This is a genomic window from Cognatiluteimonas sedimenti (assembly GCF_022808325.1).
Lineage (GTDB): Bacteria > Pseudomonadota > Gammaproteobacteria > Xanthomonadales > Xanthomonadaceae > Cognatiluteimonas > Cognatiluteimonas sedimenti.
This window is the reverse complement of sequence record NZ_JALGCL010000003.1, coordinates 300563-324521: the sequence shown is the minus strand read 5'-3', so window position 1 is coordinate 324521 and position 23959 is coordinate 300563. Positions and strand designations below refer to the sequence as shown.

Genomic DNA, 23959 nt, shown 5'->3' with positions numbered 1-23959 from the left:
CAGCAGGAGCAAGAGCTCGCGGCTGAAGCCGCTCCCACAAGGTTCTTCCTACAATTGCCGCCATGACCGACGCCCTGCCCGATGCCGTGCATGCCCAACTCGACGCGGGTCTGGACGCGCTCGGGCTGGCGCGCGACCACGCCGTGCCGCTGCTGGCCTACCTGGGGCTGTTGCTGCGCTGGAACCGCGCCTACAACCTGACCGCGATTCGCGATCCGCGGGAGATGGTCGGCAAGCACCTGCTCGATTCGCTGGCGATGCATGCCAGCGTCGATGCAATCGCCGCGGCCGGCGGCAGCCTTGCCGACCTCGGCACCGGCGCCGGCCTGCCCGGGATCCCGCTGGCGATCGTCAAGCCGGGCCTGCAGGTGACGCTGGTCGAAGCCAACGGCAAGAAGGCGCGCTTCCTGCGCGAAGTGGTGCGCACGCTGCCGCTGGCCAACGCGAGGGTGGTCGAGTCCCGGATCGAAGCCCTGGACGCGCCCGCGGCCTTCGATGCCATCACCGCGCGCGCGCTGGCGACGCTGCCGTTGATCCTCGAACTCGGCGGCCACCTGCTCAAGCCCGGCGGCGTGCTGCTGGCGATGAAGGGCGCGCTGCCGTCGCAGGAGATCGCCGCGCTGCCCGCCGGCTGGCGGCTGCAGGACGTGCGCCCGCTCACGGTTCCCGGGCTGGCGGCCGAGCGGCACCTGGTGGTGGTGGGCCGGGAATAGCACCGCCAGGTAGGTTTTCCCGGGGCACGGGCACGGCGAGCGGCGGCGCGTTGCAGACCGACCGCAAGCGCGCCTTTCCCTTGCGCGGCATAATCCCTGTCCGCCCCGGCGCGCCCGCGCGCTGCGGGGACCACTCCCAACGAGGCACGCCGAGCCGCATGGCCCGCATCATCGCTGTCGCCAACCAGAAGGGCGGGGTCGGCAAGACCACCACCGCGGTCAACCTGGCCGCGGCGCTGGCGCGCACGCCCAAGCGCGTGCTGCTGGTCGACCTCGACGCCCAGGGCAACGCCACCATGGGCAGCGGCATCGACAAGCACGACCTCGCTGCCTCCAGCTGCGACGTGTTGCTGGAAGAACAACACGCCGACGCCGCGATCGTGGCCACGCCGGAAGGCTTCGACCTGCTGCCGGGCAACACCGACCTGACCGCGGCCGAGATCGAACTGATGGACGAGGAGGGCCGCGAGCAGCGGCTCAAGCGCGCGCTCGACCCGCTGCGCGCGAAGTACGACTTCATCATCGTCGACTGCCCGCCGGCGCTGTCGCTGCTCACGCTCAACGCGCTGACCGCCGCCGACAGCGTGCTGGTGCCGATGCAGTGCGAGTACTACGCGCTGGAAGGCCTGACGTCGCTGCTGCGCACGATCGACGCGCTGAAGGCGAAATTGAACCCGCAGCTGGAGATCGAAGGCGTGCTGCGGACCATGTTCGACGTGCGCAACAACCTCGCCAACGCGGTCTCAGCCGAGTTGACCCATCATTTCGGCGACAAGGTGTTCCGCACCATCGTGCCGCGCAACGTGCGCCTGGCCGAGGCGCCGAGCCACGGCCAGAGCATCGTCGGATACGACCGCGGCAGCCGCGGCGCGGTGGCCTACCTCGGCCTGGCCGGCGAGGTGCTGCGACGCCAGCGCGAACGCGAACAGGACAGGAAGGAACGCAAACCCATGAACGATCCCGCCGGGACCCCGGCATGAGCACCGCCAAGAACGCCGCCAAGAAGCGCGGCCTCGGCCGCGGCCTGGAAGCCCTGCTCGGGCCCAAGGCCGCCGCGCAGGCGCCGGTGCTGGAAGCGACGCCCGGCGACGCGCTGCGCACGCTGCCGGTGGACGCGCTGGCGCCGGGCCGGTACCAGCCGCGCAAGACGATGGACGACGCCAAGCTCGCCGAACTGGCCGAGTCGATCCGCGCCCAGGGCGTGATCCAGCCGATCGTGGTCCGCGACCTGGGCCGGCCGTCGAAGGGCGGCGGCCCGCGTTACGAGATCATCGCCGGCGAGCGCCGCTGGCGCGCGACCCGGCTGGCCGGGCTGGCCGAGATCCCGGCGGTGGTGCGCGAAGTCGACGACCGCACCGTGGTGGCGATGGCGTTGATCGAGAACATCCAGCGCGAGGACCTCAACCCGCTGGAAGAAGCCACCGCGCTGCAACGGCTGATCGACGAGTTCGACCTCACCCATGCCCAGGCCGCCGAAGCGGTCGGCCGCTCGCGCGCGGCGGTCTCCAACCTGCTGCGCCTGCTGGAACTGCCGGCCGACATCCGCACCCTGGTGGAGACCCGTGCGCTGGAGATGGGCCACGCCCGCGCGCTGTTGACGCTGGCACCGGTGGCGGCGATCGCGCTGGCGCGCCAGGCTGCCGAGCACGGCTGGTCGGTGCGCGAGGTCGAACACCGCGTGCAGCAGTTGTCGGCGGGCAAGCTGCCGGCCGGCAACGGCAAGGCCAAGGCGCCGAAGACCAAGCCGCAGGCCGACATCGCCACGCTGGAGCGCGAATTGTCCGAATCCCTCGGCACCCGGGTCGCGGTGCTGCACGGCCGCGCCGGCAAGGGCCGGCTGGTGATCCATTATTCGGACCTGGACACGCTCGAAGGCGTGCTCGAGAAGCTGCGCCCGGGCGCGCGCTAGCCATGCCGTCGTCCGCGCACATCCGCATGCGCAATGCGGTCCGCGACCTGCTGCCCATGGGCGTGCGCCGGCTGCTGCGCCGGGCCCGTACGGCCGCCCAGCAGGGACGGATGGCGATCGACCACCAGCGGCTCGCGTGGCGCGCGGCACGCACCGCGTGGCGTCCGCTGGTGCGGACCGGGGAGCAGCCGTTCCAGTGCAACCTGTGCGGCGCCCATGGCAGCGCCGCGCCGGAGCGCCTGGGCGATCGCGAAGCCGCCACCTGCCGCGTCTGCGGCTCCAGCCTGCGTCATCGCGCCTTGGTCGCGGCGCTGCAGCGGCGGCTGTGGGGCGAGGTCAGGCCGCTGCGCACGCTGCGACGGGACCGGCGCCGCACCGGCCTGGGCATGAGCGACGTGCACGTGTACGCGCAGTGGCTGCAGCGCAGGCTCGGCTACACCAACACCTTCTTCCACCAGGCGCCACGGCTGGACATCCAGGACCCCGACCGCGATTTCCTCGGCCGCCACGACTTCGTCATCAGCTCCGACGTGCTCGAGCACGTGGCGCCGCCGGTGGCGACCGCGTTCGGCAACCTGCACGGGCTGCTCAAGCCCGGTGGCGTGCTGGCGTTCACCGTGCCCTATGCGGCGGAAGGCGAAACCCGCGAATACTTCCCGGAACTGCATGCATTCCGCATCGAGGGCGAAGGCCGCGGCCGCCGCCTGCTGAACACGACCCGCGACGGCCGCCTGCAGGCATTCGACAACCTGTGCTTCCACGGCGGCGACGGCGCGACCCTGGAGATGCGGATCTTCGCCCTGCCCGACCTGCTCCGGCAGCTTGCCGCCGCCGGGTTCCGCGACATCCAGGTCCACGACCAGCCGCTGCCGCAGTGGGGCATCGTCCCGGACAGCGCCTGCTCGTTGCCGATCACGGCGGTCGCCGGGCCGCGCACGGCCGCCGCCGCGGCACCGGTGCAATAATCCTTCGCTTCCCCCTCTGACCGGACTCCATGACGATCCTCGTCACCGGCGCGGCCGGGTTCATCGGCACCTACGCCTGTCGCGCGCTGCAGGCGCGCGGCGAGCCGGTGGTTGGCCTCGACAGCTACAACGCCTATTACGACCCGCAACTCAAGCGTGATCGCGTCGCCGCGCTGTGCCCGGACGTCGACATCCGTGTACTGGACCTCGTCGACCGGGATGGCCTTTCGGCGTTGTTCGAGGAGGTCCGGCCGCAACGCGTGATCCACCTCGCCGCGCAGGCCGGCGTGCGCTATTCGCTGGAAAACCCGTACGCCTACGTCGACAGCAACCTGGTGGGCTTCGTCAACCTGCTGGAACTGTGCCGGCATCGCGGGGTGGCGCATTTCGTCTATGCCAGTTCGTCCTCCGTGTACGGCGATTCGGCGGTGCCGCCGTTTTCCGAGGACCAGCGCATCGACCGGCCACGCTCGCTGTACGCGGCGACCAAGGCCGCCAACGAACTGATGGCGCACACCTACGCCCACCTGTACGGCCTGCATGCAACGGGGTTGCGCTTCTTCACCGTGTACGGGCCGTGGGGGCGGCCGGACATGGCCCCGCTGCTGTTCTCGCGTGCGGTGCTTGCCGGGCGTCCGATCCGGGTGTTCAACCACGGCGCGATGCGCCGCGACTTCACCCACGTCGACGACATCGTGGCCGGCGTGCTCGGCGCGCTGGACCAACCGTCGCCGGACGAACCGCCACATCGGGTCTTCAACCTCGGCAACCACGCGCCGGTGGAACTGGAGCGGTTCATCGCGGTGATCGAGCAGGCCGCCGGCAGGAAGGCCGAGAAGGTCTACCAGCCGCTGCAGCCCGGCGACATGGTCGAGACCATGGCCGATACCGCGCGCGCGCGCGCCGCGTTCGGCTTCGAACCGGCAACCACGATTGAAGCCGGGATGCCGGAAGTGGTGCAATGGTGCCGCGCCTATTTCGGAGCCAATGCATGACGGCCACGCCCGCCCTGTCCGTCGTCGTCCCGGTGTTCAACGAGCAGGACAACGTCGCGCCGCTGGTCGGCGAGGTCGTCGCGGCCCTGCGCGGCAACCCGCTGCTCGGCGCCGACGGATTCGAGATCGTGTACGTCGACGACCATTCGCGCGACGCGACCCTGGCGACGCTGCAGGGGCTCAAGGCGCAGGTGCCGGAACTGCGCGTGATCCACCACGTCGAGCAGAGCGGCCAGAGCACCGCGATCCGCAATGGCGTCAAGGCCGCCCGCGGCGCCTGGATCGCGACCCTCGACGGCGACGGCCAGAACGATCCGGCCGACATCCCGAAACTGCTCGCGCAACGCGCCCAGGCCGATGCCACCGTCAAGCTGTTCGCCGGCTGGCGCGTCAACCGCCAGGATTCGGGCAGCAAGCGCTGGGCCAGCAAGTGGGCCAACGCGATCCGTTCGCGGATGCTGCGCGACGACACCCCCGACACCGGCTGCGGCATCAAGCTGTTCGAGCGCGCCGCGTTCCTGGAGTTGCCGCACTTCAACCACATGCACCGCTACCTGCCCGCGCTGATGCAGCGCGCGGGATTCGCGACGGTCAGCGTGCCGGTCAACCACCGCCATCGCACCGCGGGCGTGTCCAAGTACAACAATCTCAATCGCGCCCTGGTCGGCATCGCCGACCTGCGCGGGGTGGCCTGGCTGATCCGGCGCGGCAAGGTCACCGCAGTGGAGGAACTGCCATGAGCCTGCTGCTGCAGGCCGCGGCCGCGGCCCCCGCGGCCGACTTCATGAACGAGTCGATCGCCTGGCTGGAATGGACCGGGCTGTACCTGTCGCCATGGAAGCTGATCGGCCTGGTCGGGGCGCTGATGTTCGGCGGCCGCTGGCTGGTGCAGTTCCTGGCCTCGCGCAAGCAGGGCAAGCCGGTGATCCCGCGACTGTTCTGGTACATGAGCCTGGTCGGCAGCGTGATGACCCTGAGCTACTTCGTGTTTTCGCAGAAGCAGGACTCGGTCGGCGTGGTGCAGAACCTGTTCCCGGCCTTCACCGCCGCCTACAGCCTGTACCTGGACATCCGCCACCGCGGCTGGCACCGCGATCGCGCCGGGCACTAGCGCTCCCGGCCGGCGGCCGCAGGCGCGTTCAGGTTCGCCGCGCGCGGCGGTGCGTTGCCCCGCGCCGGGCTGGCACGGATCCCCTTGGCGCGGCATAATGCGCGGCTCGCTGTGTCCAGGCCCCTGGCCCGGGCCGGGCCGGAATGCGATTCCGCCCGCCCGCACGACGAGTTTCCCTTCCCGAATCGCATGGCGGCCGCTGCCGCCGGGGCCGATGACTTCCGGGCCACGGAAGCCGACCATTACCATCGAGGTGCGTTATGTCCCGCGTATGCCAAGTCACCGGCAAGGGCGTGCAGACCGGCAACAACGTCTCGCACGCCAACAACAAGACCCGTCGCCGCTTCCTGCCCAACCTGCACGAGCGCCGCTTCTGGGTCGCCAGCGAGAACCGCTGGGTCAAGCTGAAGGTTTCCGCGCAGGCCATGCGCACCATCGACAAGAACGGCATCGACGGCGTTCTGGCCGAGCTGCGCGCCCGCGGCGAAAAGGTCTGAGGAGGACGACATGGCAACCAAGCGCGACAAGATCCGCCTGATCTCCTCGGCCAACACCGGCCACTTCTACACCACCGACAAGAACAAGAAGAACACGCCGAACAAGATGGAGGTCAAGAAGTACGACCCCGTCGTCCGGAAGCACGTGATCTACAAGGAAGGCAAGATCAAGTAGCTGGTCTCGCCTGATCGAAAGGCCCGCTTCGGCGGGCCTTTTTTTGTTGGTCGTTCCGCGATTTGCGATCCGCGGCTCGCGACTCGCGGCTCGCGAACTCTCCAGTTTGCGGGGCCGGAAGCGGGTGCCCCGGGGTGCGAATGTCCCCCGGCTACGGCCTGCGGCCTTCGCCTCCTCCTTGATTTCGCACCCCGGGGCACCCGCCTCCGGCTTTCCCGTCTCGTGCTGCCGCGAACGTTGGCAGGATCCTGCCGGCGATCTGGCGGGAGGCGGGAGCGGCGGTGACGCGTCAGGCGTTCCTGCGGTTGGCGACCAGCGATTCGACCACCGACGGGTCCGCCAGGGTCGAGGTGTCGCCCAGCTGGTCTGGCGCGTCCTCCGCGATCTTGCGCAGGATCCGCCGCATGATCTTGCCGCTGCGGGTCTTCGGCAGCGCCGGCGCCCACTGGATGTGGTCGGGGGTCGCGGTCGGCCCGATGTCGCTGCGCACCTGCTGTACCAGCTCGCTGCGCAACGCCTCGGTGGGCGCGACGCCTTCCTTCAGCGTCACGTAGGCGTAGATGCCCTGGCCCTTGATGTCGTGCGGGAAGCCGACCACCGCCGCCTCGGTCACGCCGTTGTGGCCGACCAGCGCGCTTTCGATCTCGGCGGTGCCGATGCGGTGGCCGCTGACGTTGATCACGTCGTCGACGCGGCCGGTGATCCACCAGTCGCCGTCGGCATCGCGGCGCGCGCCGTCGCCGGTGAAGTACAGCCCCCGATAGGCCTTGAAGTACGTGTCGATGAAACGCTGGTGGTCGCCGTACACGCTGCGCATCTGCCCCGGCCAGGAATCCAGCAGCACCAGGTTGCCTTCGGCCTCGCCCTCCAGGAACCGGCCCTCGGCGTCGACCAGCGCCGGCCGCACGCCGAAGAACGGCAGCATGGCCGCGCCCGGCTTGGGATCGGCGACGACGCCGGGCAGCGGCGCGATCAGGATGCCGCCGGTCTCGGTCTGCCACCAGGTGTCCACCACCGCGCAGCGCGCGTCGCCGACCACGTCGTGGTACCAGCGCCAGGCCTCCGGGTTGATCGGCTCGCCGACGCTGCCCAGCAGCCGCAGCGACTTGCGCGAGGTGCCCGCGACCCGCGCGTCGCCTTCGCGCATCAGTGCGCGTATCGCGGTCGGCGCGGTATAGAAGATGGTGACCTGGTGCTTGTCGACCACCTGCCAGAAGCGCGACGCGTCCGGCCAGGTCGGCACGCCTTCGAACACCAGCGCGGTGGCGCCGTTGGCCAGCGGCCCGTAGACGATGTAGCTGTGGCCGGTGACCCAGCCGATGTCGGCGGTGCACCAGTAGACGTCGTCCTCGCGCAGGTCGAACACGAGCTCGTGCGTGTACGCGCAGAACACCAGGTAGCCGCCGGTGGTGTGCAGCACGCCCTTGGGCTTGCCGGTGCTGCCGGACGTGTAGAGGATGAACAGCGGGTCCTCGGCGTTCATGCGCTCGGGTTCGCAACTTTCGGGCTGGCCCTCGACCACCGCGTCGTACCAGCGGTCGCGGGGCATCTGCATGTCGACCGCGCCGCGGGTATGGCGCACCACCAGCACGGTCTCGACGCTGTTGGTGCCGGGCAGCTTCAGCGCCGCGTCGACATTGGCCTTGAGCGCGACGCGCTTGCCGGCGCGGCAGCCCTCGTCGGCGGTGATCACCAGCTTGCTGCCGCAGTCGGCGATGCGGTCGGCGATCGAATGCGGGGCGAAGCCGCCAAACACCACCATGTGCACCGCGCCGATCCGCGCGCAGGCCAGCATCGCCACCACCGCCTCGGGGATCATCGGCAGGTAGATGGTGACGCGGTCGCCCTTGCCGATGCCGAGGTTGCGCAGCGCGTTGGCCAGGCGGCAGACGCGCGCGTGCAGTTCGCGGTAGCTGATTCGCTGCGACGGTTGCGACGGATCGTCGGGCTCGAACACGATCGCGGCCTTGTCGCCGCGCGTGGCCAGGTGCCGGTCCAGGCACTCGACGCTGGCGTTGAGCTCGCCGTCGGCATACCAGCGGATGCGGAAGTCGGCGGGATCGAAACTGGTGTCCTTCACCTGCGTCGGTGGCCGCATCCAGTCCAGGCGCCCGGCGGCGGCGGCCCAGAAGACATCGGGATCGCGGATCGACTCGGCGTGGAGGCGTGCGTATCCGGCGGCATCCAGGGTCATGGGCGGCTCCTCGGGGGCGGCTCCAGGCAGGGCCGACGGCCCCAGTGTGCCGCAAGCCGGGTCCGGCGGCGTCGCGGTGGTGACTTCCTGCCTATGCCGGGCTCACGCCGCCGGGTTCATGATGGCGGCTCCTCCCCGATCCGGTGACTGCCATGCGCGTATCGCGCCCGACCCTGCTGGCGATGGCCCTCTGCGCCTGCGTTGCGTGCAACCGCACGCCCACGCCCTCCGCCAACGACACCGCCGCGCCTCCTGCCGCCGCCGCGCCGGCGGCGCCGCTCATCGGCATCGACCTGGCCGGCATCGACAAATCGGTGCAGCCGGGCGACGACTTCAATGGCTACGCCAATGGCGGCTGGCTGAAGACGGCGGTGATCCCGGAGGATCGTTCCAGCACCGGCATCTTCCTGCAGGTGTTCCAGAAGGCCGAGCAGCGCAACGCCGACCTGGTGAAGGAAATCGCGGCGTCCAATCCCGCCGCCGGCAGCGACGAGCGCCGCATCGCCGATTACTACGCCGCGTTCATGGACGAGGCCGCGATCGAGCAGGCCGGGCTGAAGCCGGTGCAGGCGCAGATCGACGAGGCCAACGCCATCGCCGACAAGGTCGCGCTGGCGCAGGTGCTGGGTGCCGGCCTGCGGGCCGACGTCGATCCGCTCAACGCCACCAACTACTACACCGACCGCCTGTTCGGCCTGTTCGTGACCCAGGGGCTGGAAGATCCGGCACACAACACCGCCTACCTGCTGCAGGGCGGCCTGGGCATGCCCAACCGCGACTACTACCTGTCCAGCGACAAGGAAATGGCCGCGATCCGCGACAAGTACAAGGCCTACGTCGCGGCGATCCTCACCCAGGCCGGCGTCGCCGATGCCGATGCCAAGGCCAGGGAGATCTACGCGCTGGAAGAGAAGATCGCCAGGGCGCAGGCCTCGATCATCGACACCGAGAACGTGCACAACGCGCGTGCCTGGAGCATGGACGACTTCGCCAGGAAGGCGCCGGGGCTGGACTGGGCGGCGTACTTCAAGGCCGCCGGCCTCGAAGGCCAGCAGACCATCACCGCCTGGCAGCCCGACGCGATCAGCAAGCTGTCGGCGCTGACCGCCAGCCAGCCACTGCAGGCGTGGAAGGACTGGCTGGTATTCCACGCCATCAACCGCCATGCCGGGCTGCTGCCCAAGGCCTACGCCGACCTCTCGTTCGGCTTCTACGGCACCACCCTGAGCGGCACCCCGCAGCAGCGCGAGCGCTGGAAGCGCGCACTGGGCGCGGTCAACAACGCGCTCGGTGATGCGGTCGGCAAGATCTACGTGCAGAAATACTTCCCGGCGTCCTCGCGCGAGCAGGTGCAGCAGCTGGTATCCAACCTGCTGGCGGTGTTCCCGGAGCGGATCGACAAGCTCGAATGGATGGACGACGCCACCAAGGCCAAGGCCAAGGCCAAGGTTGCCTCGATGAAGGTCGGGGTCGGCTATCCGGACACGTGGCGCGATTACGCCTCGTTCGAGGTCAAGCCCGACGACGCGCTGGGCAACGCCGAGCGCGCCGAACTGGTCGAATACCGCCACCAGTTGGCCAAACTGGGCCAGGCGCCCGACCACGGCGAGTGGTGGATGACGCCGCAGACGGTGAACGCAGTCAACCTGCCGCTGCAGAACGCGCTCAACTTCCCGGCCGCCATCCTGGAACCGCCGTTCTTCGACCCGAAGGCGGACGCCGCCGCCAACTATGGTTCGATCGGCGCGGTGATCGGCCACGAGATCAGCCACAGCTTCGACAACCTGGGCTCCGAGTTCGACGCGCAGGGCAAGCTGCAGAACTGGTGGACGCCGGAGGACGCCGCGCACTTCAAGGCCGCGAGCCAGAAGCTGGTCGAGCAGTACGACGCCTACGAGCCGCTGCCGGGACTGCATATCAACGGCGAGCAGACGCTGGGCGAGAACATCGCCGACCTCGCCGGCCTGGAGGTCGCGTACGAGGCCTACGTCAAGTCGCTTGGCGGCAAGCCGGCGCCCGTGATCGACGGCCTCACCGGCGACCAGCGCTTCTTCCTCGCCTTCGCCCAGAGCTGGCGCAGCAAGACCCGCGACGCCGCGCTGCGCGCGCAGGTGATCGGCGACGGCCACTCACCGGGTGCCTTCCGCGCCCAGACCGTGCGCAACATCGACGCCTGGTACGACGCCTTCGGCGCCAAGGACGGACAGAAGCTGTACCTGGCGCCGGAATCACGCGTGCGCATCTGGTAAGCCGGACGCGGGCGACCGGTTCGCGACGAAGCGACGGCCCGGACCGGGCCGTCGCTTTTTTTGTCGCCCTGCCTGGGAGTGCCGGACGCAGGGGGTGCCCCTTGTCCGGGACGCCTGGTGGATGCGTCCATGCAGGAACGCCTGTTTCCGTGCGGGACGCTGGTGACCCGCCTCGCGCGTCAAGCCGCATGGACGTGGCCGTCCGCTGCGCTGGGCTCAACGCGGCGGCGCGGCGAGCTCGCGGGCATCGAGGCTGCCGTCGCCGTTGCGGTCCTGGCGGCCGAACGCGGCGGCGAGGCGTTCGCGGTGCTGGCTGCGCGTGACCGGCTGGCCGCGACCGCCAGGCAGTTCGGACACGGCCAGCACGCCGTCGTGGTCGCGATCCATGGCATCGAAGGCGTAGGCCATCCACGCTTGGTATTCGGGCAGCGAAACACGGCCATCGTGGTCGCCGTCCATGCGCGCCAGGTAATCCGTGCTTTGCTGCAGCTGCGCCTGCGCGGCCCATGGCAGCAGCACCGGCAACAGCAAGCCCGGCCAGCAGCGGCCGGGCGTGTGGCGTGGCATTGCGGTGCCTTGCATGTCGCCTAGGCGTGCGCGCCCTGCAGCGAATAACCCTTCAGCCGCGCCGAGAACTCCTGCAACGCGCGGATGCCGCTGGCTTCGGCCTCGTGGCACCAGGCCTGCAACGCGTGCAGCCGGTCGGCGGCGTCCTGGCTGCGCGACTCCAGCACCGCGGCCAGGCGGCGGCGATGCTCGACCAAGGTGCCGATCCGCGGGCGCTCGGCGACGAACGCCTGCAACTGCTGGCGCGCATCCGGCTTGAGCCAGCGGCCGTCGTCGGCGAGGCCGCGACGCAGCTTGCGGGGCAACAGCGAACGCAGCTTCGCCCCGGCCGCACGCGCTTCCTCGCGCAGCGCCGGCTTGAGCACGTTGCGCTGGTAGTCGGTCATGGCCTGGAAGCGGATCGCCAGCAAGGCCTTCAGGGTGTCGGCATCGGGCACGTTGATGTTGGGGCGCACGTTGAGCGCCGGCGCGGTGCGCAGCACCTTGGCCAGGCCCACGCGTTCGAGCCCGCGGATCACGCCCCAGCCGATGTCCACTTCCCACTTGCGCAGCGCGAACTTGGCCGACGACGGGAAGGCGTGGTGGTTGTTGTGCAGCTCCTCGCCGCCGATCCACAGGCCCCAGGGGGTGAGGTTGGTGGCGGTGTCGTCGGTCTCGAAGTTGCGGTAGCCCCACCAGTGGCCCAGGCCATTCACCACGCCGGCGGCCCAGAACGGGATCCACAACATCTGGATCGCCCAGACGGCGACGCCGGCGAAGCCGAACAGGGCGAAGCTGATGAACAGCAGCGCGGTCGGTCCCATCGTGGCGTGCGGGGTATAGAGGTGGCGCTCGATCCAGTCGTCGGGGCAGCCCTTGCCGTACTTCTCGATGTCGGCGCGCATGCCGCGCGCCTCGCGGTAGAGTTCGACGCCGCGCCAGAACACGGTGCCGATGCCCTTCTTCATCGGGCTGTGCGGGTCTTCCTCGGTCTCGCACTTGGCGTGGTGCTTGCGGTGGATGGCGACCCACTCGCGGGTGATCATCGAGGTGGTCAGCCACGACCAGAACCGGAACACGTGCGCGATCGCCGGATGGAAGTCGACGCCGCGATGGGCCTGGCTGCGGTGCAGGTACAGGGTCACCGAAAAGATGGTGAGCTGGGTAGCGGCCAGCAGGTACAGGGCAAGCTCGCCCCAGCCGGGTTGCAGAAGGCCGCCGGACAGGAAATCCAGCAGTGAGGCGTCGAGCGGTAGAACGGGCATCACGGGCTCCGGGAAGGCTCCGGGACGGCCCCGGAGCAGCGCGGGCCCGGCAGCGGACCCGCGGGCCATGATGACAGCTCGGGCGGGCCCGATCACCCCTTGCGCGGGTGCCCGGAAGTCCGCGTTCAGCCCCGGCGGCCCCGCCCCGGGCCTTCAGGATCGACGCGGGGGCGCCGCCAGCATGTACCCGCCTGCGCTGGCGCGGTCGCCGCGCGATCGCGGCCGTGGTGCGGCGTCGCCTTCACGCGCGCCTGCACTTTATTCGTCGATCCCGGGCGGCTGCCAGAGCCCGGTGTCGACCCGGAAAACCCCCTCGCTGATCGGCGGCGTGGTGTCGGTCTCGAGCAGGTAGCGGTTGTAGTAGAGGTAAGGCCCGTTCGCCGTGATGAAATACTCCGGGTCGCGGCGGACGCGTATGGGTTCGGTGGCGGATGTCAGCATCCGCAGGTCGTCGACTTCCGGGATGATTCCGGTCATCGCGATCCGGCTGGGCTGGGTGAAGTTGCGGCCGTTGGGATCCGAGCTCAGGGAGAAGAAGACCCAGGACCTGCCCTTGTACACGAACGGTTCCGGTGAACTGACGTAGGGCGTCTCGGCCGGCATGGTGATCGTCTTCACGACCGTCCATGCCATGCCGCCGTCATCGGTCGGCAGCTTGCGGTAGATCTGCAGGCGAGTGGTGCCCACCATCGCGACGAACACCTTCTCGTTGTTGAATTCCGGCGCGGTCCACATGAAGGCCCAGTACTTGTTGACGTTGTCGAACGTCAGCTGCTCCATGGTGGCAGTGGCCGTGTGGTACAGGAACACCTGCCGCCAGCTGGGTTCCTGGGCGGGCACGGTGCTGGCGCTCGGCGTGACGGCCGCGGCCGAGACGGTGATGATGATGTCGCGCGTGCCTGGGACCCAGCGCCGCGTCGCGCCCGCCTTGTTGCTGGTGACCGGGACCGCCTGCTCGACTGCGCCGGGATACGCGCCGCGCCAGAACAGGCTGGTGGTGCGCGATTGCAGGGTGAAACTCTGGTAGCTCTGCAATGCGTTCGGTGCGTTCAGGTTTTCCGTTCCGATCGGAAGCACGCGACCTTCGCTGCCGGCAACCGGGCCGGCCACCCAGGAGTCGCCGCCGGCGCGCGCAAACCCGAGCACCAGGTTCGGGACCGTGTGCGGCTTGCCGTCGGTCCAGCGGGTGTAGGCCAGTTGCGAGCCGAGCTGCGAGTTCAACCACTCCGGGCCATTGCCGATCTCCGTGGCCGTGGTCGTGTTCGTGTCCACCAGCACGCCTTTGCCATCGGGCGGGAAGAAGTAGCCGTTGGCGGGGTCGACGAAACCGACCCAGAGGTTGTGGCTTGAATCGATGTACGCCAGCCGTGCATTGCCGGCGCCAAAGTTGCAGGTCGGACAAACCACGCCGTCGCGGCCCCATTCAAACTCGTAATCCTTGATCTCGTGGGTGCCTACCTGGACTTCCTCCGGCAATGCCTGCGCCGCTGCCGCGTGCGGCAGGACCCCCAGCAATCCGCCCAGGACCAGCGCGCGGGCGAGCCCTGCGATCCGCGGCGGCGGCCCGCGGTTGTCCCGGGCCTGCCCCGCGATCAATCGACTCGTGTTGTCCATGGTCCTGCTCCCGGAACTCAGTCGGGTGGGGGCGCCGTCGCTTCGCCCGCGGATTGCTTCAGGGCGTGCACCCGACGGGGGCGCCGATGACGTCGGCGACGACATCCCACAACTGCCGCAAGTCTTCCCGCAGCTGCGGGTTGAGGGTCTGCTTGTAGGTCAGGAACACCGCCGCGATGCCGTTGTCGTAGTCGACCCACGGCGAGGTACCGAGGATCCCGGTGCTCGAGATCCGGGTCGCGACGCCGTCGCAGTCGACGACGTTGCGCCACTGGCCGTAGCCGTAACCGTAGGCTTCCGGATAAGGATCCGACTCGGGATCCGCCGGCACGCCGTGGGTCTGGTCCAGTTGCATCTCGGCGATGCTGGTGGACGCCAGGTAACGCTCGCCGTCGAGCATCCCGCGCTGCAGCAGCATCTGCACGACCCGCGCATAATCGGGCAGCACGGTACGCGCGCCGCCGGCGATGATCGGGTTGCTGAACGGCGTGCCGTCGTCGTTGAGGCCGTAGTCGGTGCGCGCCAGGCCGAGCGGCGTGGTCAGTTCCGACTCGAGCAGCTGCGCCCAGGTCTTGCCGGTGATCCGCTGCGCCATCGCACCTGCGACCTGCATCGAGTTCTCGCCGTACGCGAACAGCGTTCCCGGGGTCCAGCTCAGCGGAGTACCGAGGATCGACAGTGCACACTTGTCCATCGACATGTTGCGGTAGGCGTAGGTGAGGCAGGGGTTGTTGACGACCGTCATCCCCGACGTGTGGCTGAACAGCTGGCCGAGCGTGATCGCCCCGGTTTCCGGATCCGCGTCCGGATAATCGGTACCGAAATAGTCGGCCACCGTGTCGTCCCAGTGCATCGTCCCGTTTTCCACCAGGCGCTCGATCACCAAGGCCGAGAGCAGCTTGCTGGCCGAGGCGATTGGCACTTTCGGACCGGTACCCACGTAGCTGCCGAAATGGTGCTGGTAGATCGGCCTGCCGTTTTGCATCACGACCAGCACGGCGCCATCAAGCAGGTCCTCCTGGGACGCGCCGACGAAGCCGTTGACGAAGGTCGTGACCGGGCGGAAGTCGTAGCCCCGGTGGCGGACGCTGGCGCCGGGCTCCCCGGCCCACACCGGAGCGACGAGCAACGCAAGAAGAAACGGCAGAACGCGGCGCATGTTGCCCCCTGGCATGTCCCTGTCCAACTCAACGCGCGCAGATCACCAAACCGGACACCCGCAAAACCCGCGGCCACCCGCATCGGCCAGCCGCCGCCTGCAATACTTGCCGCCATGCCCGAACTGCCCGAAGTCGAGACCACCCGCCGCGGCCTCGCCCCCCATCTGGAAGGCAGGCGCGTTTCCGCGGTGACACTGCGCCGCGCCAACCTGCGTTGGCCGATCCCGGCCGAAGTCCCGGCGCTGTTGCCGGGCCAGCGGATCGAGGCGATCCGCCGCCGCGCGAAGTACCTGCTGCTGGACACCGCCGCGGGCAGTGCACTGCTGCACCTGGGCATGTCCGGCAGCCTGCGCGTGCTGCCGGCCGATACCCCGGTGGGGCCGCACGACCATGTCGACCTCGCGCTCGACGCTGCCGGCCGCGGTCGCGGGCAAGTCCTGCGTTTCACCGATCCGCGCCGCTTCGGCTGCCTGCTGTGGCAGCCGCCGGGCACCACCCACGCCTTGCTGCGCGGACTCGGCCCGGAACCGCTGGCATCGACCTGCACGGCGCCCGACGGATCGGCCTTCGACGGGCCGGCCTTCGACGGGGATTACCTGTTCGCCCGCAGCCGCGGCCGCAAGGCGCCGGTCAAGAACTTCCTGATGGACCAGCGGATCGTGGTCGGGGTCGGCAACATCTATGCGGCCGAGGCGCTGTTCGCCGCCGGGATCTCGCCGCTGCGCGCGGCCGGGCGGGTGTCGAGCGAACGCTACCAGCGGCTCGCCGACGCGGTCCGGTCGATCCTGTCGCACGCGATCGACCGCGGTGGCACCACCCTGCGCGATTTCATCAGTCCCGACGGCACCCCCGGCTACTTCGAGCAGGAGCTGTCGGCCTACGGCCGCGGCGGCGCCCCCTGCCCGAACTGCGGGCGCGCGCTGAAGCAGGCCTGGATCGGCCAGCGCGCGAGCGTCTGGTGCGGTCACTGCCAGCGCTGATCGCGGCCGCGGTCACACTTCAGGCAGGCGAAAGGCTATATTTGGCCGGCCTTCGGGGGAGAAGATGGCCGACACCGCCGAGATCACCCAGTGGCTGGATGCCGCACGCGACGGCGACCGCGGCGCGCTCGATCGCGTGCTCGCCACGCTCTACCAGGAGCTGCACTCGATGGCGCGGCGCCAGCTCGCCGGCCAGCACGGGCAGACGCTGGATGCCACCGCGCTGGTGCACGAGGCCTACCTGAAGCTGATCGGCCGCAACACCGCCCAGTTCGACGACCGCGCGCACTTCTTCGCCTATGCCGCCTCGGCGATGCGCAGCGTGGTGGTCGACTACGCCCGCCAGCGCATGGCGCAGAAGCGCGGCGGCGACCTGCACCGCGTCACCGAGCTGCCCGAGGAAGTCGAAGGCGCGCTGCGCCTGGACGAGGAGACGCTGGGCCTGGACACCGCGCTGACCAAGCTGGCCGGGGTCGACGAGCGCCTGGCCCAGGTGGTGGAACTGCGGTACTTCGCCGGGCTCTCGGAACTGGAGATCGCGGCACTGCTCAAGCGCTCGGAGCGCAGCATCCGCCGCGACTGGCAGAAAGCGCGGCTGTTCCTGCTGGCGTCGTTGAAGGATGCGCCGGATCAGTAGCCAGTCCGTGCGTGCGCCGCTTCCCTTTCCGCGCGCAAGCGGGACGAAGGCGCCGACGGTGCTGCGCGCGCGCGCGCGCCGCATGGCCGACCGCCACGCGCGCACCGCGACACCCGTGATCGAAGTCGATCGCCGCCGCGATCGCCGTGTTGCGCGCGACGCGGGCATCTAGGTGGACGCCGAACGCTGGCAGCGCCTGTCGCCGCTGCTCGACGCGATGTTCGAGCTGGATGCGGCGACCCGTGCGCGCAGCCTGCAGCTGCTGAGCGAGGAAGACCCGCAACTGGGCGCCGACCTCGCCGAGCTGATGGCGCTGGAGGAGGATCGCGACGATTTCCTGTCGCAGCCGCTGGTCGCGCCGCTGCCCGGCGCCCGCCCCGGCACCCTGGTCGGCCCCTACCGGCTGGAGCGGCTGCTGGGCGAGGGCGGCATGGGCCAGGTCTGGCTCGCCGCCCGCGCCGACGGCCTGTACCAGCGTCGGGTGGCGCTGAAGCTGCTGCGTCCCGGCCTGGCCGATCCCAACCTGCGCCTGCGCTTCACCCGCGAACGCCAGATCCTGGCGCGGCTCGCGCACCCGCACATCGCACGCCTGCTCGACGCCGGCGTCACCGGCGACGGCCAGCCCTACCTGGCGCTGGAATATGTCGAGGGCGAGCCGATCACCGACTGGTGCCGCGGCCGCGAGCTGCCGCTGGATGCGCGCCTGCGGCTGTTCGTGCAGACCTGCGACGCGGTCAGCCACGCCCACGCCAACCTGATCGTGCACCGCGACCTGAAGCCGTCCAACATCCTGGTCACGCCGCTGGACGAGGTGCGCCTGCTCGACTTCGGCATCGCCAAGCTGCTCGACACCGAGGAGTTGTCGCCCGACCACACCGGTACCGGCCTGCGCGCGTTCACGCTGCACTACGCCGCGCCGGAACAGATCCGCGGCGAGCCGGTCACCACCATGACCGACGTCTATTCGCTGGGCGTGGTGCTGTACGAACTGCTCACGGGGATGAAGCCGTATCGGCTCAAGCGCCAGACCGATGCGGAATGGGAGGAGGCGATCCTCGGCGCCGATCCCCTGCGGCCGTCGCTGATGGTGCAGCGCGGCGGCGACGCCGAAGGCGATCCGCAACCGCATCGCCGGCTGGCGCGCGAACTGTCCGGCGACCTCGACAACATCGTGCTCAAGGCGCTGGCCAAGCGTCCCGAGCAGCGCTATGCGTCGGTCGAGGCGATGGCGCTGGACCTGGCCCGCTACCGCGACGGCAAGCCGGTGCTGGCGCGCGCGCAGAGCATCGGCTACCGCGTGCGCAAGTACCTGTACCGGCACCGCTGGGTGCTGGCGACGGCGGGGCTGGTGGCGCTGGTGCTGTCCAGCGCGCTGGTGATCGTCGCCTGGCAGGCGCGGCAGGCGGTGCAGGAAGCCAGCCGCGCGCAGGCGCTGCAGGATTTCGTGGTCGGCCTGTTCGAGCATGCCGGCAACGGCAGCGACGACGGCCCGCTGGACGTCAGGCGGCTGCTCGATGCCGGGGTGGAGCGCGGCAACCGCGAACTGGGGCGGCAGCCGGCGGCGCGCGCGGAGCTGTTCGGGGTGATCGCGCGCCTGCGCATGGGCCTGGGCGACTATGCGCCGGCGCTGCAACTGCTGGAACGGCAATCGCTGATCGTCGACGCGCTCGACGGCGACGCGCCGCCGAGCCTGCGGCTGGAATCGGCCACCGACCGTGGCCGCGCGCAACTGCTGCTGGGCAACGAGCGCGCCTGCCTGCAGGCGATGGAACCGCGGCAGTCGCTGGCGCAACGCGAGCAGACCCAGTTGCCGGTGCAGGTGGCGGAGTTCTGGTCGCAACTAGGCCGCTGCCAGCGCGCGGCCGGGGCCGCCGACGCGGCGCGGCCGCTGTTCCAGCGCTCGCTGGCGCTGCGCCGCGACCAGCTGCACGACGATGCCGGCATGGTCGAGAACCTGGCCGACCTTGCCAGCCTGCAAGCCGATGCCGGCGACGTCGCCAAGGCGCGCAGCGGCTACCGCGATGCGCTGCGCCAGCTGCGCGAGCGCGTGGGCGCGCGCCATCCGCTGTCGATCGACCTGCTGCGCAGCCTGTGCGCGCTGCAACGCGAAGCCGGGGACACCGTCGGCGCGCAACGCGATTGCGGCAGCGCGCTGGCGCTGGCGCGGGAACTGCATGGCGAGCACCACCCGGCGACGATCGACGCGCGCCGCCAACTGGCCGCGATCCAGGTCGACATTGGCCGCTACGCCGAGGCCGAAGCCGCGTTGCGCGAAAGCCGCACCTGGCTGCTGGCACGGCTCGGGCCCAACCACGACAACGTCGCCCGCGACGACAACAGCCTGGGCATCATCGCCTGGGAACGCGGCGACGCCGCCGCGGCGCTGGCCGCGCTGGACCGCTCGATCGGGATCCGCCGCCGCAACGGCAATCCCGTCGCCCTGGCCGGGGTGCTGTTCAACAAGGCGATGGTGCTGCACGACCTGCAGCGCGACGCACAGGCGCGGCCGCTGCTGGTGGAGGCGCGGCGCCTGCGCAGCAAGCGCCTGGGACCGACGCATCCGCTGGTCGGCGACAGCGATCGCCTGCTCGGCGAGGTCGACGCCGCGCTCGGCGACTCGACCCGCGCGCTGGCCGAACTGCGCGCGGCGGTGCAAGCCACGCGCGCCGGCTACGGCGCCGCGCATCCGCACACGCGGCGCGCGGAACTGTCGCTGGCCGCGTTCCAGGCCGCGCGCGGCGACGCCACCGCGCTGGCGCGCCTGGATGCGCTGGCCGCGCTGCCGCAAAGCGAGATCGAATTGCGCAAGGTGGCGTGGCTCGCCGGTGCGACCGCAGCGGCGCAGCGTTGCCATGGCCCGCAGGGCGCGCATGCCGTGGCCACGCTGCAGGCCCTGCAGGCCGAAGTCCGCAACGCGCAGCCCGAAGGCGGCACGATCGCTCGCCAGGTCGCCGCCGCGCGCGCGTCCTGCCGCTAACCGCGGCGCGGCGGCAGCGGCAACGGCGCCTGCAGCGGCGTGATCTCGCCCTCGCCGCGCATGACCTTCTTGAACTCGGCGCGCGACACCGACACGTAGCGTTCGTTGCCGCCGATCTCCACCTGCGGCCCGGCCTGCAGTGCGCGCCCGCGGTCGTCCACGCGCACGGTCATGGTCGCCTTGCTGCCGCTGTGGCAGATGGTCTTGATCTCCTGCAGTGCGTCGGCCCAGGCCAGCAGGTACTGGCTGCCCTCGAACAGCTCGCCGCGGAAGTCGGTGCGCAAGCCGTAGCACAGCACCGGGATGCGCAACTGGTCGACGACTTCGGTCAGCTGCCAGGCCTGGGCGCGGGTCAGGAACTGGGCCTCGTCCACCAGCACGCAATGCAGCGGCCCATGGTGGTCGACGCTGGCGCGGACCATGCGCTCGAGATCGTCGTCGCGGCCGAACGCGGTGCCGTCGGCGCGCAGCCCGATCCGCGAGGCGACCATGCCGCTGCCGTCGCGGTGGTCCAGGGCCGGCGTCAGGATCGCCACGCGCATGCCGCGCTCGCGATAGTTGTGCGCCGACTGCAGCAGGGTCGTGGTCTTGCCCGCGTTCATCGCGGAATAATAGAAATAGAGCTTGGCCATGGCGCGAAGTCTAGCCGAGCGCGGCGCGGGCTCCGGGTAGAATGCGGCTCCGCCTCCCGGTCGTCCCATGCACGGTCTCAATCCCCCCCAGCGCGCCGCGGTATTGCACGTCGACGGCCCGCTGCTGGTGCTGGCCGGCGCCGGCAGCGGCAAGACCCGGGTGATCGTCGAGAAGATCGCCCACCTGGTGGCCTCGGGCCGGATGCCGGCGCGGCGGATCGCGGCGATCACCTTCACCAACAAGTCCGCGCGCGAGATGCGCGAGCGGGTCGCCCGCCGGCTCAAGGGCGATGCCGCCGACGGCCTGACCTTGTGCACCTTCCATGCGCTGGGGCTGAAGCTGCTGCAGGTCGAACACGCGAAGCTCGGCCTGCGCCGCGGCTTTTCGATCTTCGATTCCGAGGACAGCGCCGGGCAGTTCAAGGACCTGCTGCCGCCGGGCAGCAAGCCCGACGTCATCGACGCGGCGCGGCAGCTGGTATCGCGCGCCAAGAACGCCTGCCTGTCGCCGGAGCAGGCCGCACAGGCGGCCACCAGCGCGCGCGAGCGCGAGGCCGCGGCGTTGTACAAGCGCTACCAGCAACGACTGGCGACCTTCAACGCGGTCGATTTCGACGACCTGATCCGCTTGCCGGTGCAGTTGCTGGAAGCCGACCCCGATTGCGTGGCCGCCTGGCGCGAGCGCATCGGCTACCTGCTGGTCGACGAATGCCAGGACACCAACGATGCCCAGTACCGGCTGCTGAAGGCGCTGGCCGGGCCGCGCGGCGACTTCACCTGCGTCGGCGACGACGACCAGTCGATCTACGCCTGGCGCGGCGCCAATCCCGACAACCTGCTGCAGCTCGGCAGCGATTACCCGCAGCTCAGGATCGTCAAGCTGGAACAGAACTACCGCTGCAGCAACCGGGTGCTGCGCGCGGCCAACGCGCTGATCGCGCACAACCCGCACGAGCATCCCAAGAGCCTGTGGAGCGAGCAGGCCGACGGCGAACGCATCCGCGTGTGGGAGTGCAAGGACGCCGCGCACGAGGCCGAGAAGGTCGCGAGCGAGATCCAGTTCCTGAACCAGTTGCGCGGCGCGCCGTGGAGCGACTTTTGCGTGCTGTTCCGCGGCAACCACCAGTCGCGCGCGCTGGAGAAGGCGCTGCAGCTGCTGCGCGTGCCCTACCACCTCAGCGGCGGCACCGCGTTCCTGGACCGCGGCGAGGTCAAGGACGCGATGGCGTGGCTGCGGCTGGTCGCCAACCCCGACGACGACGCGGCGTTCCTGCGCGCGGTGGCGTCGCCGTCGCGCGGGGTCGGCGGCACCACCCTGGCCAGGCTCGCCGAACTGGCGCAGCACGCGCACCTGCCGCTGGCCCGCGCGGCCGAATCGATCGCGCTGCTGAAACAGCTGCCGCCACGCTCGGGCAACGCCCTGCAGGAGTTCGCCGGCATCATCCGCGGCCTGCGCACCGACGCGGCGAAACTGGCGCCGGCCGAACTGGTGCGCAGGCTCAACGAGCGCAGCGGCCTGCTGGCGATGCTGCGCGCGCAGTGCAAGGACGAGGCGCAGTTCCAGGCGCGCCGGCGCAACCTGGACGAACTGGCCGACTGGTTCGACGGCGGCCGCAACGCCGGCCCCGGCGACCTCGCCGCGGCGCTGGCATTGCTGTCGCACGCCGACAAGGGCGACGCCGGCAACCAGGTGCGTTTGATGAGCCTGCACGCGGCCAAGGGCCTGGAATTCCGCTACGTGTTCATCGTCGGCGTCGAGGACGGCAACCTGCCGCACGAGGCCAGCATCGAGGAAGGCCGCCTGGACGAGGAGCGACGGCTGCTCTACGTCGGCATCACCCGCGCCAAGGAAGCGCTGTGGCTGTCGCACGCGCGCGAAGCGTCGCGGTGGGGCGAGCGGCTGCGGTTGTCGCCGAGCCGCTTCCTCGACGAACTGCCGGCGGCCGAGCTGCAACGCGACGGCGCCGACCCGGTGGCCGACGCCGCGCGCAAGCAGGAGCGCGCCAGCGCCGGGTTCGCGGCGATCAAGGCGTTGCTCGACGCCTGAGCGCGCGCCAGCGCGGAACGGCAGCGGTGCTTCGCTACACTCCGCGGCATCCTTCCCGCCGGACATCGCCATGCGCGCCTTGCTGCCCGCCACCACCGTCCTCGCCGTCGTCCTGCTCGCCGGCTGCGCCAGCCTCTCGATCGCGCCGCCCGCGCCGGTCGTCCAGGTCACGCAGCAGGCGCAGGTGCCGCCGCCCGACGACACGCTCAACGCCACCGCGTGGTTCCAGACCTCGGTCGAACGCGACCTGGTGTTCCGCGAGATCTACCGCGCGGCCGGCGAGAAGCTGGCCACGGCGCTCGCCGACAAGGGCTGGGACGCGCTGCCCAGGGACGACCGCGACAACGATCCGCGCGCGCTGCCGCCGGCGATCATCGTCGATGTCGACGAAACCGTGCTCGACAACTCGCCCAACCAGGTGCGGCAGATCCGCGGCGGTGGAGAGTTCAACGACGCGGACTGGGACCGGTGGGTGCAGCAGCGCGACGCCAGGGCCCTGCCTGGAGCGCGCGAATTCCTGGAGCGCGCCGCGGCGCAGGGCGTCACCGTGTTCTACATCAGCAACCGCGACGCCGGCCAGGCCGCAGCCACGTTCGACAACCTGCGCCACGCGGGCTTTCCGATCGCCGGCACCCGCCAGTTCCTGGGCAAGGGGACGGTGGTCGCCGGCTGCGTGGCCAGGGGTTCGGACAAGGGCTGCCGCCGGCGATCGGTCGGCCGCGAGTACCGGGTGCTGATGCAGTTCGGCGACCAGGTCGGCGATTTCGTCGACATCGCCAGCAATACCCGCGACGGCCGCCGTGCCGCGATCGCGCCGTACCTGGACTGGGTCGGCGAGCGCTGGTGGACGCTGCCCAACCCGGTCTACGGCTCGTGGGAACCGGCCCTGTTCGACAACGACTGGCGCCAGCCGGCCGCCGCGAGACGGGCCGCCAAGGAAGCGGCGCTGGACGATGCTCGTAAATAAAATCAACTACTTGTGTCTTATCAATTCAGGTATTGCATCAGCTTTGGGCCTGCGCTAGCCTGACCGCATCCGGCCACGGCCGGAGCCATGCCACAACTGACTGTCCTCCGGCATCGCCGGACTTGAGGAGGCCACCCGGCCTCCTTTTCTTTGGCTTTTCCTGCCGATCGATGGGCGCCACGCCTTGATCCGTGCGCAGGATGCAGGCGTTCGTCGGAGCGCTGAGGACGACATTCGTCGGGGCGCCGGATACGGACCCGGCGTTGCGGGTTGCGCAGCAGCCGTACAAGCAAGCAAGAGCGAAGCTTGGCTTTTCGGCAAGCGCG

General features: G+C 70.2%; 21 protein-coding genes. 15 read left to right on the top strand and 6 right to left on the bottom strand.

Annotation, left to right across the window (positions count from 1 at the left end):
- The first annotated feature begins 62 nt into the window (after positions 1–62).
- The 9 genes from rsmG (at position 63) to rpmG (ending at position 6365) form a co-directional block, all read left to right on the top strand.
- The gene (rsmG, locus tag MQC88_RS10680; protein WP_243321826.1) at positions 63–713 is read left to right on the top strand and encodes a 16S rRNA (guanine(527)-N(7))-methyltransferase RsmG; all 651 of its coding nucleotides are present in this window, start codon (positions 63–65) and stop codon (positions 711–713) included.
- A gap of 158 nt (positions 714–871) precedes the next feature.
- A complete protein-coding gene (locus tag MQC88_RS10675) occupies positions 872–1693 on the top strand; it encodes a ParA family protein (protein WP_243321824.1) in 822 nt (273 codons plus the stop codon).
- Positions 1690–2622: a ParB/RepB/Spo0J family partition protein gene (locus MQC88_RS10670; RefSeq protein WP_243321822.1), complete on the top strand. Its 933-nt coding sequence runs from the start codon at positions 1690–1692 to the stop codon at positions 2620–2622. Before MQC88_RS10675 ends, MQC88_RS10670 begins: the two co-directional genes overlap by 4 nt.
- Positions 2623–2648: 26 nt before the next feature.
- Entirely contained in the window at positions 2649–3587 is a 939-nt protein-coding gene (locus MQC88_RS10665; RefSeq protein ID WP_243321820.1) for a class I SAM-dependent methyltransferase, read from the top strand.
- A 29-nt stretch (positions 3588–3616) separates the two neighbouring features.
- Entirely contained in the window at positions 3617–4582 is a 966-nt protein-coding gene (locus MQC88_RS10660; protein ID WP_243321819.1) for an NAD-dependent epimerase/dehydratase family protein, read from the top strand.
- Positions 4579–5322, top strand: coding sequence for a glycosyltransferase family 2 protein (locus MQC88_RS10655; RefSeq protein ID WP_243321817.1), 744 nt, complete (start codon positions 4579–4581; stop codon positions 5320–5322). Before MQC88_RS10660 ends, MQC88_RS10655 begins: the two co-directional genes overlap by 4 nt.
- Before the next feature lie 44 nt (positions 5323–5366).
- Entirely contained in the window at positions 5367–5693 is a 327-nt protein-coding gene (locus tag MQC88_RS10650; RefSeq protein WP_425491622.1) for a lipid-A-disaccharide synthase N-terminal domain-containing protein, read from the top strand.
- A 260-nt stretch (positions 5694–5953) separates the two neighbouring features.
- Entirely contained in the window at positions 5954–6190 is a 237-nt protein-coding gene (gene rpmB, locus MQC88_RS10645) for a 50S ribosomal protein L28 (protein WP_243321812.1), read from the top strand.
- A 10-nt stretch (positions 6191–6200) separates the two neighbouring features.
- Entirely contained in the window at positions 6201–6365 is a 165-nt protein-coding gene (gene rpmG / locus MQC88_RS10640; RefSeq protein WP_117203566.1) for a 50S ribosomal protein L33, read from the top strand.
- Between the two features lie 289 nt (positions 6366–6654).
- On the opposite strand, the gene acs is transcribed toward rpmG, so the two are convergent.
- Complete coding sequence (gene acs / locus MQC88_RS10635; RefSeq protein WP_256451772.1) at positions 6655–8559, bottom strand: acetate--CoA ligase; 1905 nt, start codon at positions 8557–8559, stop codon at positions 6655–6657.
- A gap of 152 nt (positions 8560–8711) precedes the next feature.
- Between acs and MQC88_RS10630 the strand changes: the two genes are divergently transcribed.
- Positions 8712–10808 (top strand): M13 family metallopeptidase, encoded by a 2097-nt coding sequence (locus MQC88_RS10630; RefSeq protein ID WP_243321810.1) that lies wholly within the window; start codon positions 8712–8714, stop codon positions 10806–10808.
- Between the two features lie 216 nt (positions 10809–11024).
- Here the strand turns inward: MQC88_RS10630 and MQC88_RS10625 are convergent, their stop codons facing one another.
- The 4 genes from MQC88_RS10625 to MQC88_RS10610 all read right to left on the bottom strand — a co-directional run bounded on the left by MQC88_RS10625 (position 11025) and on the right by MQC88_RS10610 (position 15392).
- Entirely contained in the window at positions 11025–11390 is a 366-nt protein-coding gene (locus MQC88_RS10625) for an EF-hand domain-containing protein (protein WP_243321808.1), read from the bottom strand.
- 5 nt (positions 11391–11395) lie between these two features.
- Positions 11396–12619 (bottom strand): DesA family fatty acid desaturase, encoded by a 1224-nt coding sequence (locus MQC88_RS10620; RefSeq protein ID WP_243321806.1) that lies wholly within the window; start codon positions 12617–12619, stop codon positions 11396–11398.
- 258 nt (positions 12620–12877) lie between these two features.
- Positions 12878–14233, bottom strand: coding sequence for a hypothetical protein (locus MQC88_RS10615; protein ID WP_243321804.1), 1356 nt, complete (start codon positions 14231–14233; stop codon positions 12878–12880).
- Positions 14234–14291: 58 nt separating this feature from the next.
- Entirely contained in the window at positions 14292–15392 is a 1101-nt protein-coding gene (locus MQC88_RS10610; RefSeq protein ID WP_243321803.1) for a serine hydrolase domain-containing protein, read from the bottom strand.
- A gap of 114 nt (positions 15393–15506) precedes the next feature.
- On the opposite strand from MQC88_RS10610, the gene mutM reads away from it, so the two are divergent.
- From mutM to MQC88_RS10595, 3 genes are all read left to right on the top strand, one after another.
- Entirely contained in the window at positions 15507–16373 is an 867-nt protein-coding gene (mutM, locus tag MQC88_RS10605) for a bifunctional DNA-formamidopyrimidine glycosylase/DNA-(apurinic or apyrimidinic site) lyase (RefSeq protein WP_243321801.1), read from the top strand.
- A gap of 64 nt (positions 16374–16437) precedes the next feature.
- Positions 16438–17010, top strand: coding sequence for an ECF-type sigma factor (locus MQC88_RS10600; protein ID WP_243321799.1), 573 nt, complete (start codon positions 16438–16440; stop codon positions 17008–17010).
- Between the two features lie 172 nt (positions 17011–17182).
- Entirely contained in the window at positions 17183–19987 is a 2805-nt protein-coding gene (locus tag MQC88_RS10595) for a serine/threonine-protein kinase (RefSeq protein WP_243321797.1), read from the top strand.
- Here the strand turns inward: MQC88_RS10595 and MQC88_RS10590 are convergent.
- Entirely contained in the window at positions 19984–20619 is a 636-nt protein-coding gene (locus tag MQC88_RS10590) for a thymidine kinase (RefSeq protein WP_243321796.1), read from the bottom strand. The genes MQC88_RS10595 and MQC88_RS10590 overlap by 4 nt on opposite strands.
- Before the next feature lie 67 nt (positions 20620–20686).
- Between MQC88_RS10590 and MQC88_RS10585 the strand changes: the two genes are divergently transcribed.
- Together MQC88_RS10585 and MQC88_RS10580 are read left to right on the top strand one after the other, a co-directional pair.
- Positions 20687–22666, top strand: coding sequence for a UvrD-helicase domain-containing protein (locus MQC88_RS10585; protein WP_243321795.1), 1980 nt, complete (start codon positions 20687–20689; stop codon positions 22664–22666).
- Between the two features lie 70 nt (positions 22667–22736).
- The gene (locus tag MQC88_RS10580; protein WP_243321792.1) at positions 22737–23633 is read left to right on the top strand and encodes a 5'-nucleotidase, lipoprotein e(P4) family; all 897 of its coding nucleotides are present in this window, start codon (positions 22737–22739) and stop codon (positions 23631–23633) included.
- Positions 23634–23959 lie beyond the last annotated feature (326 nt).